The sequence below is a fragment of the Providencia sp. JGM181 genome, from assembly GCF_018257375.1.
Classification (GTDB): Bacteria; Pseudomonadota; Gammaproteobacteria; order Enterobacterales; family Enterobacteriaceae; genus Providencia; species Providencia lanzhouensis.
The window spans coordinates 1-16,731 of sequence record NZ_JAERJY010000075.1; the positions used below are offsets into that span (position 1 = coordinate 1).

Genomic DNA, 16,731 nt, shown 5'->3' on the forward strand with positions numbered 1-16,731 from the left:
AGACAGATTGTTTTGTGAATACTCACAGTTCATTGATAAAAAAAATAGGCGCTCTAATTAGAGCGCCTATTTCTATACTCATAATCCTAACGAGACTATGCTCTTTTCATAAAATCAAAGAACTCTTCGTTAGTCTTAGTCATAGCTAATTTGCTGATAAGGAATTCCATTGCATCGATTTCGCCCATTGGGTGAATAATCTTACGCAGAATCCACATTTTTTGCAGTTCATCTTGAGAGGTGAGCAGCTCTTCTTTACGTGTACCAGAGCGGTTGTAATCAATCGCAGGGAAAACACGTTTTTCAGCAATTTTACGGGACAGGTGTAATTCCATGTTACCTGTTCCTTTAAATTCTTCGTAAATTACTTCATCCATTTTCGAACCGGTATCAACTAACGCGGTTGCGATGATAGTCAAGCTACCACCTTCTTCAACGTTACGAGCAGCACCGAAGAAACGTTTTGGACGATGTAATGCGTTTGCATCCACACCACCAGTCAATACTTTACCTGAAGAAGGTACGACGGTGTTGTATGCACGAGCAAGACGAGTAATAGAATCCAGTAAAATGATAACGTCTTTTTTATGCTCAACCAGACGTTTCGCTTTCTCGATAACCATTTCAGCAACTTGAACGTGACGCGCAGCTGGCTCATCAAATGTTGAAGCGATCACTTCACCTTTAACTAAGCGTTGCATCTCAGTAACTTCTTCTGGACGCTCATCGATTAGCAGAACCATCAATACGCAGTCAGGATAGTTGTGGGCAATGTTAGCCGCAATATTTTGCAGTAACATGGTTTTACCCGCTTTCGGAGGTGCAACGATCAAACCACGCTGTCCACGGCCGATAGGTGCGGCTAAGTCCAATACACGCGCAGTTAAATCTTCAGTAGAACCGTTACCACGCTCCATGCGCAGACGATTATTGGCATGTAATGGGGTTAAGTTTTCAAAAAGGATTTTGCTGCGGGCGTTTTCAGGTTTGTCAAAGTTAACTTCGTTAACTTTCAAGAGGGCAAAATAACGTTCACCTTCTTTCGGGGGACGAATTTTTCCTGAAATGGTGTCGCCGGTGCGTAGGTTAAAGCGGCGAATTTGGCTAGGGGAAACATAGATATCATCAGGGCCTGCGAGGTAAGAACTGTCTGCTGAACGGAGGAAACCAAATCCATCCTGCAATATTTCCAGTACGCCATCGCCGAAAATATCTTCTCCACTTTTAGCATGCTGCTTCAAAATTGAGAAAATAATATCCTGCTTTCTCATACGGGCTAAGTTCTCTAGCCCTATGTTTTCGCCTAACGTAATCAGTTCTGATACTGGCGTATTTTTTAATTCGGTAAGATTCATAATGGTGGGTTCTTTAACTCGGGGTATTTCTCGAACTATGAACGTAAATTGGAGGCAACTTTTATAGTGAACCTATTTAGTATAGTGAACCTATGAAGCGCCAGTTTAACTTTATAGTGCCCTGTTGATAGATATGGGCTCATAACCAACAACAATGCATTAAAATTTGTGCTAGCTACAACTAATATTGCTGTGAAGGTGTTGTGACTAACGAAAGCGTTATAATCATCAAGATGACATGCCGCATATTATTAGAAACGTAATCAATATTAGCAATAGTTTTTTATACATTTTAGGACAACATCTTATCCCTAATACAGCCCATTTATTTTACTCAAGACTTAAGCCACAGTGATACAACCATGAATTATCAACTTTATATTAATAATCAGTAACTAAAATTGGCATTGAACAGAACTGCAAGCTAGACGTTTCAGAAAAGAGCAAAGGCAAACAAGGTAATTCTTACGGGTACTCTATGAGGAATGCGGATAACTTATCATGCTTAAATGGGGACGTCTAGCGACTCTCTATATAAAATAAATGCGCCGCTAAACGTTTTGGCTTATATAAAGCTATAACTTACAGATTTTCGTCTAGAAATTCTTTCAGTTGAGTTTTAGATAAAGCACCAACTTTAGTTGCAGCTACACTGCCGTTTTTGAATAATAACAGTGTAGGGATACCGCGAATACCAAATTTTGGGGCAGTCGCTGGATTATCATCAATATTCAGTTTTGCGATAGTCACTTTGCCTGTATATTCTTCAGCAACTTCATCAAGGATTGGCGCGATCATTTTACAAGGTCCACACCATGCAGCCCAGAAGTCGACTAAAACAGGTGAACTTGCATTTAGAACGTCTGACTCAAAACTTGCATCAGTAATATGTTTAATTTTGTCGCTCATGTTGTACTCCAAAGGATCATTTTTACAGACATAGTGTAACATTAATTGGCAGCAGTATGCTTTATTTCAAAAGATACGCTTTCGTAAACCAACCGATAACTGATATTCTAACATACTATGAGTAAAGCACACTTGACAGAAAAGAAGTTTTCCGACTTCGCATTGCACCCAAAAGTCATTGAAGCACTTAATAAAAAAGGCTTCAACTTTTGCACGCCTATTCAGGCGTCTACCCTGCCTTATACTGTCGAAGGCAAAGATGTTGCGGGGCAAGCACAAACAGGTACAGGTAAAACGTTAGCATTCCTAACGTCTACATTTCATTTTCTCTTAACTCACCCGGCAATTGAGGGGAAAAAAACCAATCAGCCACGTGCGCTGATCATGGCACCTACTCGCGAATTAGCCGTACAGATCTACTCCGATGCTAAAGAGCTCGCTGAGTACACTGGTTTGAAAATGGGTCTAGCCTATGGTGGTGATGGCTATGACGAACAATTACGCGTACTACAAAACGGCGTTGATATCCTTATTGGAACAACGGGTCGCCTTATTGATTACGCAAAACAAGGTCACGTTGATTTAGCGGCTATCCAAGTTGTTGTTTTGGATGAAGCTGACCGTATGTATGACCTCGGTTTTATTAAAGATATTCGCTGGCTATTCCGCCGTATGCCTGGCGCAGCGGACAGACTCAACTTGCTGTTCTCCGCGACGCTCTCTTACCGTGTTAGAGAATTAGCGTTCGAACAAATGAACAGCCCAGAATATGTGGAAGTTGAACCACTACAAAAAACCGGTCACCGTATTAAAGAAGAGTTATTTTATCCATCCAACGAAGAAAAAATGCGCCTGCTGCAAACGCTACTCGAAGAAGAGTGGCCTGAGCGTTGCATTATTTTCGCAAATACGAAACATCGTTGTGATGATATCTGGGCTCACCTTGCAGCTGATGGTCACCGTGTCGGGTTATTGACTGGCGATGTCGCTCAGAAAAAACGTCTGCGTATTTTAGATCAGTTCACTCAAGGTCAAATTGATATCTTAGTTGCGACTGACGTTGCCGCTCGTGGATTACATATACCATCAGTAACTCATGTATTTAACTATGATTTACCTGACGATTGCGAAGACTATGTACACCGTATTGGACGTACAGGTCGTGCGGGTGAAAGCGGAAATTCTATCAGCTTAGCGTGTGAAGAATACGCACTAAACTTACCTGCAATCGAAGAGTATATTCAGCACTCTATCCCTGTCAGTAAATATAACAGTGATGCACTGCTGAGCGACCTGCCGGCACCAAAACGCCGTCATCGTCCGCGCCCAAGTGGTCCACGCCGCAATTCTAATGCGCCGCGTCGCCATAATGGCCCACGTAATAACCATAAACGTGCAGGCTGAGTAAATACCCTATGCTGAAATCTTCTTCTCTGTATGCCGCTATCGATTTGGGTTCCAACAGCTTTCATATGCTGGTTGTTCGCGAGACCGCAGGTAGCATTCAGATTATTTCTCGGGTTAAACGGAAAGTTCGCCTGGCTGCGGGTTTAGATAAAGATAATGTTTTATCTGAGCAAGCCATGGAGCGAGGCTGGCAATGCCTGCGTCTCTTCTCAGAACATCTGCAAGATATTCCTAACTCGCAAATTCGAGTTGTGGCAACCGCGACATTGCGCCTTGCCAAAAATGCCGATGTTTTTATTGAGAAAGCCAGCCAGATCCTCGGAAATCCCGTGAAAGTGATCCAAGGAGAAGAAGAAGCTCGCTTGATTTATCAAGGCGTCGCCCATACAACCGGCGGTCCAGAGCAACGCTTAGTGGTTGACATCGGGGGCGGTAGCACCGAACTTGTCACTGGTACAGGCGCTAAAGCTCAGTTACTTTATAGCCTCGAAATGGGTTGTGTGACTTGGCTTGAACGCTACTTTAGCGACAGAACGCTAACAGAAGAAAACTTTGCTCAAGCCGAAGCGGCTGCTCAACATGTCATTGCGCCTATCGCAGATGCCCTTAAAAATCACGGGTGGAAAATTTGTGTCGGCGCATCAGGCACTGTACAGGCGATTCAGGAAATTATGATTGCTCAAGGGATGGATGAACTCATCACCCTGAGTAAATTACAGCAACTGAAGCACAAAGCTATCCAGTGCCATAAGTTAGAAGAGCTTGAAATCGAGGGCCTCACGTTTGAACGTGCCCTCGTTTTCCCGAGTGGCTTATCGATTCTGATCGCGATTTTCAAGGCACTGAATATCGAAAATATGACATTAGCCGGCGGCGCTCTTCGCGAAGGCTTAGTGTACGGCATGCTTGAACTACCTATTGAGCAAGATATTCGCGCACGCACATTACGCAATATTCAGCGACGCTTCCTTGTGGATATTGAGCAAGCTAACCGCGTGTGTCAGCTTGCTGAACATTTCTACCTACAAGTGGCCAAAGAGTGGGAATTAGATAGCCGTTGCCGTGATTTGTTATCCAGCGCTTGTGCATTACACGAAATTGGGCTAAGTGTTGATTTTCGCAAAGGTCCAGAGCATGCAAGCTATTTAATCACTCACCTTGATTTACCAGGCTTCACTCCCGCGCAAAAACGTTTTCTCGCGGTTCTTCTCAAGAACCAGCAAGGTCAAATCGATCTCGCTTCCCTGAGCCAACAAAATGCACTACCCATTCAGCAAACTTACGCATTATGCCGTTTATTACGACTAGCCATTATTTTCGCCAGCCGTAGACGTGATGATACATTACCAGCATTGCGCCTTAATGCTAATGGACAGGATTTAACCATCGCATTGCCGTACCGCTGGCTTGAGGAGCACCCTTTACGAGCTGAGAATCTACAGCAAGAGGTTCAGTGGCAAGGGTATGTGAATTGGCAATTGGCCTTAGAAGAGCGTAATAGCTCCAATTGATATCGTTCTAAATTGGTGATGATAGGTTCCCACCTTGTAGTGGGAACTCTCTTAAACTCTTTCGCTACTGATCGGTTTTCTTATTTAATCCTAAGCGTGCCTTGATATCCGCTAAAGCAGACTGCCCTTTTTGCATTCGCTCTTCAGCAGTAACCACTTTTCGTTGCTGCTCCCACACCAAATCATCTTGCGGTAATTCCATCAAAAAGCGGCTCAGTTCAGGGCGGATCAGTTCACCGTATTGGCGACGCTCACGGCTATGAGTAAAGAATAACTCTCGCTGTGCTCGCGTAATACCCACGTAAGCCAGTCGACGCTCTTCATCAATATTATTTTCATCGATACTACTTTGATGAGGTAATAATCCCTCTTCCATTCCAACTAAAAAAACATAAGGAAATTCAAGACCTTTAGATGCATGCAATGTCATCAACTGAACCTGATCTGAATCTTCATCATCTTCCCCACGTTCCATCATATCGCGCAATGTAAAACGAGTGACAACCTGATTGAGCGTCATTGGGTCATTCAGCTCATCCCCTTCAATCATTTCGCTCATCCATGTAAACAATTGATTGACGTTTTTCATTCGCATTTCGGCGGCTTTGGTACTGGCAGAGGTTTCGTACAACCAGCTTTCGTAATCCATTTCCCGTAAAAGATCCCGTACCGCTATCAACGGCTCACGCTCCGAAATTCGGACTATCCCTTCCATCCAATGAGTGAAACGTTGCAACGCTTCCAACCCTTTCCCTGTTAAAGTCTGTTCCAGACCTAAATCAAAGCTGGCGTGATACAAACTTTTGCCTCGTTGATTCGCCCATTCTCCCAATTTTTGGATAGTTTTAGGGCCAATTTCTCGGCGCGGTGTATTCACAATGCGCAAAAAAGCGCTGTCATCTTCAGGGTTAGTCAGCACCCGCAAATAAGCTAAAAGATCTTTAATTTCAGGTCGTGAGAAAAATGATGTCCCACCTGAAATTCGGTAAGGAATGCGGTTTTGCATCAGCATTTTTTCAAAAATACGCGACTGATGATTACCGCGATACAAAATCGCATAGTCTTTATATTGGGTTTTATTAATAAAGTGGTGAGCAATTAATTCACCAATCACGCGTTCCGCTTCATGGTCTTCATTATTCGCTGTCAGCACCTTTAATGGCGCCCCATACCCCAACTCAGAAAATAATTTTTTCTCGAAGACATGAGGGTTATTGGCAATCAAAATATTGGCCGCTTTCAAAATACGACCTGATGAGCGGTAATTTTGCTCCAATTTAATCACATTCAGTTTTGGAAAATCTTGGCTGAGTAACACTAAGTTTTGCGGTCTCGCACCACGCCAAGAGTAAATCGACTGGTCATCATCACCAACGACGGTAAAGCGAGCACGGCTGCCCACGAGTAATTTCACGAGCTGATACTGGCTGGTGTTCGTATCTTGGTATTCATCCACCAGCAAATAACGAATTTTTTGCTGCCAGCGCTCCCGAACTTCTTCATTATGATACAGCAGCAATGTTGGTTTGCTGATTAAGTCATCAAAATCCAAGACATTACAGCTTTTTAAATGCAGCTCATAGCGGCGATAGCACTCAGCAAAATGGTGCTCTTTTTCCGTTCTCGCTTGCCCAACCACTTGCTGAGGAGAAATAAGATCGTTTTTCCAATTTGAGATCGCGGAGATCAATTGTTGAAGAAGATCTTTATCTTCTTCAAGCAGGTCAAACGTGAGTTCTTTGAGTAACGCCATTTGGTCTTGGTCATCAAACAAAGAAAAATTGGCTTTGATACCTAACGCTTTATATTCGCGTTTGATAATTTCCAGTCCCAAAGTATGGAATGTAGAAATGATTAACCCTCGGGCTTCTTTTTTACCTAATGTTTGCCCCACACGCTCTTTCATTTCACGCGCGGCTTTATTGGTAAATGTCACCGCCGCAATCTGCCGAGGCTGATAGCCACATTGGCGGATCAAATGCGCAATTTTATTGGTAATAACCCGTGTTTTACCCGAGCCTGCCCCTGCCAAAACAAGGCACGGACCATCTACATATTCGACTGCCTGTTGCTGGCTAGGATTTAATCGCATGGTTTCTCTGCATCACTTAGTTATTCAAAAAGGAATTCGCTACAGATTGTAGCAGAAACCGACCCAACTCTTGAGCAACGATCCTGCCTATTTATAAAAAACAAAAAACCACATCATTCAGCAGAGCGATGTGGTTTTGCTTTGTTCTATTATTACATCAAAATATTTTTCTAAACTATTCGCGTTAGAGGAAGGCGGCAAAGGAGGTTATCCCAAGGAGCATACATTGAGTATGTGACTTGGGTAACCGAGTGCAGCCAACGCGCCTATCACGCGAAGAGTGACGAAAAATCAACTTCCAACTGAAATTTTCTTCATATCCGTCATATACCCGCGTAAAACTTTACCGATCTTCTCGATAGGATGATTACGGATAGCTTCGTTGATATCACGCAATTGCGCGTTATCTGTTCCGTTATCTGCAACTGGTTTTGCTAAATCACCTGCTTGTAACTTGGTCATAAACTCTTTCAGCATTGGAACCGCTGCGAATGAGAACAGATAGTTACCGTACTCTGCAGTATCAGAGATAACGACGTTCATTTCATATAAACGCTTACGTGCGATTGTGTTAGCAATCAGTGGCAACTCATGCAGCGATTCATAGTATGCTGACTCTTCTAAGATACCCGCTTCTAACATGGTATCAAACGCTAACTCAACACCCGCTTTAACCATCGCAACTAACAGAACACCGTGGTCAAAATACTCTTGCTCTGCAATTTTACCTGCAAATTCTGGGTAGTTTTCAAAAGATGATTTGCCGGTCTCTTCACGCCATGTCAGCAAGTTTTTATCATTGTTCGCCCAGTCAGCCATCATTGTTGATGAAAACTCACCAGAAATAATGTCATCCATATGTTTTTGGAACAGTGGCGCTAAGATGGTTTTCAGTTGTTCTGATAATGCATAAGCACGGATTTTCGCTGGGTTAGATAAGCGATCCATCATCAGGGTGATGCCGCCCTGCTTCAGTGCTTCCGTGATTGTTTCCCAACCAAACTGAATTAATTTCCCTGCATAGCCCGGCTCTACGCCATCAGCAACCATTTTGTCATAGCTCAGTAACGCACCTGCTTGCAACATACCACACAGAATAGTTTGCTCGCCCATTAAGTCAGACTTAACTTCAGCAACGAAAGAGGATTCCAAAACACCCGCACGATGGCCTCCAGTCGCTGCAGCCCATGCTTTCGCAATTGCCATCCCCTCACCTTTCGGGTCATTTTCAGGGTGAACAGCAATCAGTGTTGGAACACCGAAACCACGCTTATATTCTTCACGAACTTCGGTACCCGGGCATTTTGGAGCAACCATCACAACAGTGATATCTTTACGAATTTCCTCACCAACTTCAACGATGTTAAAACCGTGAGAATAACCTAACGCGGCGCCTTGTTTCATCATTGGCTGAACCGCACGAACAACCGTAGAGTGTTGTTTGTCTGGCGTTAAGTTAACAACTAAATCTGCTTCAGGGATCAGCTCTTCATAAGTCCCAACTTTGAAACCGTTTTCTGTCGCTTTACGCCATGATGCACGTTTCTCTGCGATCGCTTCTGGGCGCAGCGCATAAGCGATATCTAAACCAGAATCGCGCATGTTCAAACCTTGGTTCAGACCTTGCGCACCACAACCGACGATGACGATTTTTTTACCTTTCAGATAGCCAGCTTCATCCGCAAATTCTTCGCGTTTCATGAAACGACATTTGCCTAATTGCGCTAACTGCTCACGTAAATTCAATGTATTAAAATAATTCGCCATGGTCTTACTCCATTATTCGGTCAGTGTTCTGTTGTGTTCGTATTATCAGGCAACCTCGTTACCTGTTGCTCATTATTGAGCAGTTATGGATTTACTATATGCGATGATTAGCATTGCTTAAATTGATATATTAACAATATAATGTTGCAATATTTGCAACGATAATCAAGTTATCATCAGAGGGCAAAATGGATATTCGTGATCTACAACTGTTTTTACACTTAGCAGAAAGCTGCCACTTTGGTCGAACGTCAAAGGCCATGCATGTCAGCCCATCCACACTATCAAGACAAATTCAGCGTTTAGAAGATCAATTGGGTCATCCTCTGTTCATCCGTGATAACCGTTCGGTAAAACTGACCCAAGCGGGTGAGCATCTCAAGCAATTTGCCCAGCAAACGCTGTTGCAATATCAGCAGTTAAAACATGCTCTCAACCAGCAAAGCCCGTCATTAAGCGGGGAATTACGCCTATTTTGTTCAGTCACCGCCGCTTATAGTCATTTACCTCAAGTACTTGATAAATTTCGTGCTTTGCATCCACTCGTTGAAATAAAACTCACTACGGGCGATGCCGCAGATGCCGTTGAAAAAGTCGAAACCAAAGAAGCCGATTTAGGCATCGCAGGTAAACCTGAAAAATTGCCCGATAACGTGAGATTCGCAAAAATTGGGGAAATCCCCCTAGTGCTTATTGCCCCATCACTGCCTTGTGCGGTACGGAGTATGGTGACAGAAAAGGAGCCTGATTGGTCTACAGTGCCTTTCATTCTTCCTGAACATGGACCTTCTCGTAAACGTATTGAATTATGGTTTAAACGCCATCGCATCCATAACCCAGTGATTTACGCGACTGTTTCAGGTCATGAAGCTATTGTTTCTATGGTGGCATTGGGCTGCGGTATTGCATTAATACCGAGTGTCGTCGTCGATAATAGCCCCGAGCCTGTTCGTAGCCGTGTATCTCAACTCGATAATATTTCGATGGTCGAACCGTTTGAACTTGGCGTTTGCCTGCTCAGCAAACGCCTGAGTGAACCATTAATTAAAGCATTCTGGGAATTGCTCCCAGAACACTCAATCTAATGTTTTTCTGCTATCTTGAGGCGCTAAAAAGAAACGGAAGGATGGATTCCCTGTTTCATCATGATATTCATATCCTAGTGCATCAAGGTGGCGATCAAAGCGTACTTCTGGCCCCGAAAGCTCAAAGGCCGCCAGCACTCGCCCATAGTCCGTTCCATGACTACGATAATGAAATAGCGTGATATTCCAGTGAGTTCCTAGTGTTTCTAAGAACTTCAATAACGCCCCTGGAGATTCAGGAAACTCAAAACTATACAGCTTTTCATCCAATGGCTTCGATGGGCGCCCACCAATCATATAGCGCACATGCAACTTCGCCATTTCATCATCCGATAAATCAGCGACTTCATAACCATTATTTTGCAGCCCTTGAATAATGTCGTGCCGCTCTTGCTCACCACCATTTAAGCGAACACCCACAAAAATGCAGGCACGCTCTGGGTCAGCATCTGTATAGCGATAATTAAACTCAGTGATTGAGCGGTTACCAAGCAATTGGCAGAATCGCAAAAAACTACCTTTCTGTTCAGGAATAGTCACCGCAAGCAGCGCTTCTCGTTGTTCACCTAATTCGCAACGCTCGGAGACATAACGTAAACCATGGAAGTTCATGTTTGCACCTGACAAAATATGCGCCAGCCTTTCACCTTTAATGTTATGTTGCTGAACATATTTTTTTAGTCCCGCCAACGCTAACGCCCCCGACGGTTCTGCAATCGCTCTCACATCTTCAAAAATATCCTTCAGTGCCGCACAAATAGCATCACTATCTACGGTGATCACATCATCGACATACTGCTGACATAGGCGAAAGGTTTCGTCACCAATGCGTTTCACAGCAACGCCTTCCGCAAATAAACCAACACGAGGGAGATCAACAGGATGACCAGCCTCTAATGCCGCTTTTAGACAGGCTGCATCTTCAGCTTCTACACCGATAATCTTAATCTCAGGCATCAACTGTTTGATTAATACAGCGACACCGGCAATCAATCCACCGCCCCCAACAGGCACGAAAATACGGTCGAGGTGAGCATCCTGCTGAAGGAGTTCTAGTGCAATAGTTGCTTGGCCGGCTATCACTGACGGATGATCAAACGGCGGTACAAAGGTATATCCTTCACGTTTTGCCATTTCAATCGCGTGAGCTTTGGCTTCATCAAAATTTGCGCCGTATAAAATGGCCTCACCACCAAAGCTACGAACAGCATCCACTTTGATATCTGCGGTTGCCACTGGCATAACAATCTTGGCTTTAATGCCGACGCGATTAGCTGATAGCGCAACACCCTGCGCATGGTTTCCCGCTGATGCAGTGACCACGCCTTTGGCTTTCTGCTCTTCAGTCAGCCCTGCAATCATGGCGTAAGCGCCACGCAATTTAAAACTATGAACTGGCTGCCTATCTTCGCGTTTGACTAAAATTGTATTGCCCATACGCGAAGAGAGTTTGCTCATTTCTTGAAGCGGTGTCACTTGTGCCGCTTCATAAACGGGCGCACTAAGCGCCGCTTTCAGGTAATCGGCACCCGACGGTGCCGCTGGTAATGGTTTCGCCGCTGCCACAATTAGCCCCCTAATTTAGACTTATCGCGTACAGCACCTTTATCCGCACTCGTCGCCAAAGAAGCATAAGCACGCAAAGCGAAAGAAACCTCACGCTGACGATTACGCGGAGTATAGGCTTTATCTCCGCGCGCTAATTCTGCTTCGCGACGTTTTACTAACTCACTGTCGTTAACATCTAGGGACATGGTACGCTTTGGAATATTGATATCGATAATATCCCCATCTTGTACCAACGCCAGTAACCCGCCACTTGCCGCTTCAGGAGAGATATGCCCGATTGATAAACCTGAACTTCCTCCTGAGAAACGCCCATCGGTGATCAGTGCACAATCTTTACCTAATCCCATCGATTTCAGATAAGAAGTTGGGTACAACATTTCTTGCATACCTGGTCCGCCTTTAGGACCTTCATAACGGATAACAACAACATCGCCGGCAACAACTTTTCCACCTAAGATAGCCTCTACCGCATCATCTTGGCTTTCAAACACTTTTGCAGGTCCACGGAAAGTTAAGCTACCTTCATCAACCCCTGCCGTTTTCACGATACAGCCATCTTCGGCGATATTGCCAGCAAGTACCGCCAAACCACCATCCAAGCTATAAGCATGCTCAAGATTGCGGATACAACCATTTTCACGGTCAGTATCTAGCGATGGCCAACGGCAATTTTGAGAAAATGCTTGGGTGGTTCGAATACCTGCAGGTCCCGCTGAAAACATAGATCTTACAGATTCATCCTTCGTCAACATAACATCGTACTGAGCTAATGTTTCTGGTAATGAAAGACCTAGAATATTCTTCACATCTTCCTGCAATAAACCTGCACGGCTCAGCTCCCCAAGAATACCAATCACACCACCAGCACGGTGTACATCTTCCATATGATATTTTTGTGTGCTTGGTGCAACTTTACATAAATGAGGGACTTGACGAGATAAGCGGTCAATATCATCCATGGTGAAATCTACTTCTGCTTCTTGTGCAGCTGCCAGTAAATGCAGAACAGTATTTGTAGAGCCTCCCATCGCAATATCTAATGTCATCGCATTTTCAAATGCAGCCTTTGTCGCGATATTACGCGGTAATGCGCTTTCATCATTCTGTTCGTAATAACGTTTAGTCAGCTCAACAATTCGCTTACCTGCATTGATAAATAACGTTTTACGATCAGCGTGAGTCGCAAGTAATGAACCATTTCCTGGCTGAGAAAGACCCAATGCTTCGGTTAAACAGTTCATTGAATTCGCAGTGAACATCCCTGAGCATGACCCACATGTTGGACATGCTGAACGTTCAATTTTTTCACTATCTTCATCACTGACATTTGGATTCGCGCCTTGGATCATCGCATCCACAAGGTCAAGTTTGATGATTTGATCTGAAAGCTTGGTTTTTCCTGCTTCCATTGGTCCACCGGAAACAAAAATCACGGGAATATTCAGGCGCAAGGATGCCATTAACATACCTGGGGTGATTTTGTCACAGTTGGAAATACATACCATGGCATCTGCGCAGTGCGCATTCACCATATATTCTACCGAGTCTGCTATCAGCTCACGGGAAGGTAAGGAATACAGCATACCGCCATGTCCCATTGCAATCCCATCATCCACTGCAATAGTGTTAAACTCTTTCGCGACGCCGCCCGCTTGTTCGATTTGTTCTGCGACGAGCTTGCCTAAATCACGTAAGTGCACATGACCTGGAACAAACTGAGTAAATGAGTTTACAACGGCAATAATTGGCTTTCCAAAATCATCATCGGTCATACCTGTCGCGCGCCATAATGCTCGCGCTCCTGCCATATTACGGCCATGAGTGGTTGTTGCTGAACGGTACTTAGGCATATCTTAACTCCCGAGTTTTAAAACAGGCGGGGAACGACCGCCTGTAATTTTTAATATTTAATTATTGAGGGTTTACTGGATCTAACCAGCCCCATTTGTCTTCTGTTGTACCGTTAAATAAGCCAAAGAATGCTTGCTGAATTTTCTTCGTCACAGGGCCACAACGACCGATACCAACTTGGATACCATCAACACTGCGAACTGGCGTGATTTCAGCTGCGGTTCCTGTCATAAAGACTTCATCCGCTAAGTACAGAGATTCACGAGACAACGTTTGTTCACGCACTTCAATTCCCATATCTTTCGCTAATGTCAAAATGGCATCACGGGTGATCCCTGGTAACGCCGATGACGTAAATGGCGGGGTATACAAAATGCCATCTTTTACTTCAAAGATATTCTCGCCTGCACCTTCAGAAAGATAACCATGAACATCCAGAGCGATACCTTCTTGGTAGCCATGGCGGCGCGCTTCGCTACCAACCAGTAATGAAGACAGGTAGTTACCACCTGCTTTTGCACCAGTAGGGATAGTATTCGGTGCAACACGATTCCATGAAGAGACCATTGCATCAATTCCTTGATCTAATGCCTCTTCACCTAAATATGCTCCCCATGGGAATGCGGCTAAAATAACATCTGTACTGTAACCATCTGGTGGGTTCACCCCCATGCCCACATCACCAATGAAAACTAATGGACGAATATAGGCGCTGACTAAGTTATTTTTACGCAGAGTTGCACGACAAGCTTCCATTAACTCATCAACGCTGTAGCTGACAGGCATACGGTAAATTTTCGCAGAATCATGTAAACGCTGCATGTGTTCACGATGACGGAAAACCACAGGTCCCTTGTGTGAATCATAGCAACGGACGCCTTCAAATACGGAAGTTCCGTAATGCAGAGCGTGAGACATTACATGAACTTTAGCATCTGCCCATGGCGTCATTTCACCGTTAAACCAAATAAAGTCAGCTTTCTTAGTCATTTTATCTATTCCTTACATTGCACTTTGTGTGCGTAATAGTCGCGATTCTTGTTGTTTTATTTCAACTTCAGTGATGTCAGCCAACTTCGTTAACTGTGCACATAACTGTGCCAACGGTCTCTGGCTGCTGACAGTTAGTTCGATACTTACATTATCACTATCTGATAATTGATCCACATTCATAGAACTAATCCGAAATCCACGATGGCGAGTTACTCGCAAAATACGCTCTAAAACCTCGGGGCGGAAACGGGCTAATATCGAGAGTTGATGTTGCATCATAACGGTTTCTCCATCATTTTTTCGTTACTAGCCCCTGGTGGAACCAATGGCCAGACATTTTCTAATTCATTAATTGATACCTGTAATAAAAACGCGCCCTCACTTGTCAGTAGCTCATCGAGTGCTGCGTCCACTTCTGATTTACATCTAATACGGCGACCTTGAATGCCAAAAGCGCTCGCTAATGCAACAAAGTCTGGGTTGTCAGTCAAAATGGTTTCACTATAGCGTTGCTCGAAAAACAGCTCTTGCCATTGACGAACCATTCCTAATCGTTGGTTATCTAACAATAAAATCTTAACGGGTAATTGCTTACGTTTGATAGTTCCCAGTTCTTGCACGTTCATCATGAAAGAGCCATCGCCAGAGACACAAACAACGGTATCTTCAGGGCGAGCGACTTGAGCACCCACCGCTGCTGGGATCCCAAAACCCATCGTTCCTAATCCGCTTGACGTTAAAAAATTCTCTGGCCCATCAACAACAATATGTTGAGCAGACCACATTTGGTGCTGACCAACGTCTGTTGTAACAACAGTATTGGGTTTCATTTTGTCTGACAGCTGTTTCAGCAATAATGGGGCGTAGATTGGTTCGCCGGGGTGGTCATAGCGCCAGCCAAACTCGTGCTTGAGTTGTTGAACCTCTTCCTGCCAACTTGTGATATTTTTTGTCACCATCAATTGAGGTAATAACACTTTCGCATCACCCAATAGGGCAACATGGGTTTGACGTAATTTATCCAACTCAACGTGATCAATGTCGATATGAATAACTTTCGCATTAGGAGCAAAAGTGTTTAATTTACCTGTAACTCTATCGTCAAAACGCGCACCAACCGCGATGAGTAAATCACAACGTTGCACTGAAATATTGGCAGCTTTTGTACCGTGCATCCCCAACATGCCTAGATAGTTTTTATCTGCTGGATGTACTGCACCTAAACCTTTCAAGGTGACAACTGACGGAATCTTTGTGTGTTCTATAAAGGCTCTTAATTCAGTTACAGCCCCTGACATCCCGACTCCACCACCAATGTATAACATCGGTTTTTCTGACTGTTCCAACAGCGTTCTTGCTTGTTGGATTGTATCCTCAGAAGTCGAGTCTTGTTGCTCTACAGGCATTAAATAGGGCGATAAATCTGCACGTTGCAGCTGAATATCTTTCGGAATATCAATCAGTACTGGTCCGGGACGCCCACTATTTGCGATTGCGAAAGCTTCAGCAAGAATACGAGGTAAGTCCTCTATGGATTCCACCAAAAAACTATGTTTTGTACAGGCCAAAGATAATCCTAAAACATCAATTTCCTGAAAGGCATCTGTACCAATAAACTCTGAAGCTACCTGCCCGGTGATAGCAACAACAGGGACTGAGTCAAGCAATGCATCAGCCAATCCTGTAATCACGTTTGTTGCTCCAGGACCTGAAGTCGCAATACAAACACCTGTTTTTCCTGTCGAACGAGCATAGCCGATGGCAGCGATAACTGCGCCTTGCTCATGGCGACACAGCAAATGCTCCACACCACCATCATACAACGCGTCATAAACAGGCATGATAGCGCCACCTGGATATCCAAAAACAGTATCAACGCCTTGTGTCCTTAATGCTTGAACTAACCACTGTGCTCCGTTCATGTTTATCACCTATCTGCCTTTTTATTTACTTGTATTTATTATGTTTTTATTATCTTTGTTGGTTTGCATAAATTTTATGTCAAAAAAAACCCCGCGCCTTTCGGTGCGGGGTTCTCGTAAGATTTAGCTATTATTTCAGCTTTCGTCGTCCAAGTGCAGCCCCGCACGGTGGGATAATAATCACCACCACGCTAATAATTAGGCTAATCACTTGGATGAATTTGTTCATGTGTTTAATCTTTTCAACTTTAATCGTTATCTTTATTAAAG

General features: G+C 44.1%; 13 protein-coding genes. 3 read left to right on the forward strand and 10 right to left on the reverse strand.

What is annotated here, in order from left to right:
• Positions 1-95: 95 nt before the first annotated feature.
• Both rho and trxA read right to left on the reverse strand, forming a co-directional pair.
• Positions 96-1,355, reverse strand: coding sequence for a transcription termination factor Rho (rho, locus tag JK188_RS10860; protein WP_211886804.1), 1,260 nt, complete (start codon positions 1,353-1,355; stop codon positions 96-98).
• Positions 1,356-1,937: 582 nt separating this feature from the next.
• Complete coding sequence (gene trxA, locus JK188_RS10865) at positions 1,938-2,264, reverse strand: thioredoxin TrxA (RefSeq protein ID WP_036948804.1); 327 nt, start codon at positions 2,262-2,264, stop codon at positions 1,938-1,940.
• Positions 2,265-2,381: 117 nt separating this feature from the next.
• Here trxA and rhlB point away from each other — a divergent pair, with 117 nt between their 5' ends.
• Both rhlB and gppA read left to right on the forward strand, forming a co-directional pair.
• Entirely contained in the window at positions 2,382-3,668 is a 1,287-nt protein-coding gene (gene rhlB / locus JK188_RS10870; RefSeq protein WP_036948801.1) for an ATP-dependent RNA helicase RhlB, read from the forward strand.
• 11 nt (positions 3,669-3,679) lie between these two features.
• Positions 3,680-5,182: a guanosine-5'-triphosphate,3'-diphosphate diphosphatase gene (gppA, locus tag JK188_RS10875; protein ID WP_211886802.1), complete on the forward strand. Its 1,503-nt coding sequence runs from the start codon at positions 3,680-3,682 to the stop codon at positions 5,180-5,182.
• 64 nt (positions 5,183-5,246) lie between these two features.
• On the opposite strand, the gene rep is transcribed toward gppA, so the two are convergent.
• Together rep and ilvC are read right to left on the reverse strand one after the other, a co-directional pair.
• The gene (gene rep / locus JK188_RS10880) at positions 5,247-7,274 is read right to left on the reverse strand and encodes a DNA helicase Rep (protein WP_211886800.1); all 2,028 of its coding nucleotides are present in this window, start codon (positions 7,272-7,274) and stop codon (positions 5,247-5,249) included.
• 291 nt (positions 7,275-7,565) lie between these two features.
• Entirely contained in the window at positions 7,566-9,041 is a 1,476-nt protein-coding gene (gene ilvC / locus JK188_RS10885) for a ketol-acid reductoisomerase (protein WP_211886798.1), read from the reverse strand.
• Positions 9,042-9,229: 188 nt separating this feature from the next.
• Between ilvC and ilvY the strand changes: the two genes are divergently transcribed.
• Positions 9,230-10,126: an HTH-type transcriptional activator IlvY gene (gene ilvY, locus JK188_RS10890; protein ID WP_132496295.1), complete on the forward strand. Its 897-nt coding sequence runs from the start codon at positions 9,230-9,232 to the stop codon at positions 10,124-10,126.
• On the opposite strand, the gene ilvA is transcribed toward ilvY, so the two are convergent.
• The 6 genes from ilvA to ilvL all read right to left on the reverse strand — a co-directional run bounded on the left by ilvA (position 10,118) and on the right by ilvL (position 16,690).
• Positions 10,118-11,692, reverse strand: a complete 1,575-nt coding sequence (gene ilvA / locus JK188_RS10895; protein ID WP_211886796.1) for a threonine ammonia-lyase, biosynthetic — start codon at positions 11,690-11,692, stop codon at positions 10,118-10,120. The genes ilvY and ilvA overlap by 9 nt on opposite strands.
• A gap of 2 nt (positions 11,693-11,694) precedes the next feature.
• Positions 11,695-13,545: a dihydroxy-acid dehydratase gene (gene ilvD / locus JK188_RS10900; RefSeq protein WP_132496293.1), complete on the reverse strand. Its 1,851-nt coding sequence runs from the start codon at positions 13,543-13,545 to the stop codon at positions 11,695-11,697.
• Between the two features lie 61 nt (positions 13,546-13,606).
• Positions 13,607-14,536, reverse strand: a complete 930-nt coding sequence (locus JK188_RS10905) for a branched-chain amino acid transaminase (protein WP_006658220.1) — start codon at positions 14,534-14,536, stop codon at positions 13,607-13,609.
• A gap of 12 nt (positions 14,537-14,548) precedes the next feature.
• Positions 14,549-14,818, reverse strand: a complete 270-nt coding sequence (ilvM, locus tag JK188_RS10910; protein ID WP_036948778.1) for an acetolactate synthase 2 small subunit — start codon at positions 14,816-14,818, stop codon at positions 14,549-14,551.
• Positions 14,815-16,461, reverse strand: coding sequence for an acetolactate synthase 2 catalytic subunit (ilvG, locus tag JK188_RS10915; RefSeq protein ID WP_211886794.1), 1,647 nt, complete (start codon positions 16,459-16,461; stop codon positions 14,815-14,817). The genes ilvM and ilvG overlap by 4 nt, the downstream gene beginning before the upstream one ends.
• 130 nt (positions 16,462-16,591) lie before the next feature.
• Complete coding sequence (gene ilvL, locus JK188_RS10920; RefSeq protein WP_108478773.1) at positions 16,592-16,690, reverse strand: ilv operon leader peptide; 99 nt, start codon at positions 16,688-16,690, stop codon at positions 16,592-16,594.
• Positions 16,691-16,731 lie beyond the last annotated feature (41 nt).

Bases quoted from the DNA above. Each gene is read 5' to 3' on its own strand.
- ilvG (WP_211886794.1), bottom strand. From the start codon at position 16,461: ATGAACGGAGCACAGTGGTTAGTTCAAGCATTAAGGACACAAGGCGTT.
- rhlB (WP_036948801.1), top strand. From the start codon at position 2,382: ATGAGTAAAGCACACTTGACAGAAAAGAAGTTTTCCGACTTCGCATTG.
- ilvM (WP_036948778.1), bottom strand. From the start codon at position 14,818: ATGATGCAACATCAACTCTCGATATTAGCCCGTTTCCGCCCCGAGGTT.
- rho (WP_211886804.1), bottom strand. From the start codon at position 1,355: ATGAATCTTACCGAATTAAAAAATACGCCAGTATCAGAACTGATTACG.
- rep (WP_211886800.1), bottom strand. From the start codon at position 7,274: ATGCGATTAAATCCTAGCCAGCAACAGGCAGTCGAATATGTAGATGGT.
- ilvD (WP_132496293.1), bottom strand. From the start codon at position 13,545: ATGCCTAAGTACCGTTCAGCAACAACCACTCATGGCCGTAATATGGCA.
- ilvY (WP_132496295.1), top strand. From the start codon at position 9,230: ATGGATATTCGTGATCTACAACTGTTTTTACACTTAGCAGAAAGCTGC.
- trxA (WP_036948804.1), bottom strand. From the start codon at position 2,264: ATGAGCGACAAAATTAAACATATTACTGATGCAAGTTTTGAGTCAGAC.
- JK188_RS10905 (WP_006658220.1), bottom strand. From the start codon at position 14,536: ATGACTAAGAAAGCTGACTTTATTTGGTTTAACGGTGAAATGACGCCA.
- ilvC (WP_211886798.1), bottom strand. From the start codon at position 9,041: ATGGCGAATTATTTTAATACATTGAATTTACGTGAGCAGTTAGCGCAA.
- gppA (WP_211886802.1), top strand. From the start codon at position 3,680: ATGCTGAAATCTTCTTCTCTGTATGCCGCTATCGATTTGGGTTCCAAC.
- ilvL (WP_108478773.1), bottom strand. From the start codon at position 16,690: ATGAACAAATTCATCCAAGTGATTAGCCTAATTATTAGCGTGGTGGTG.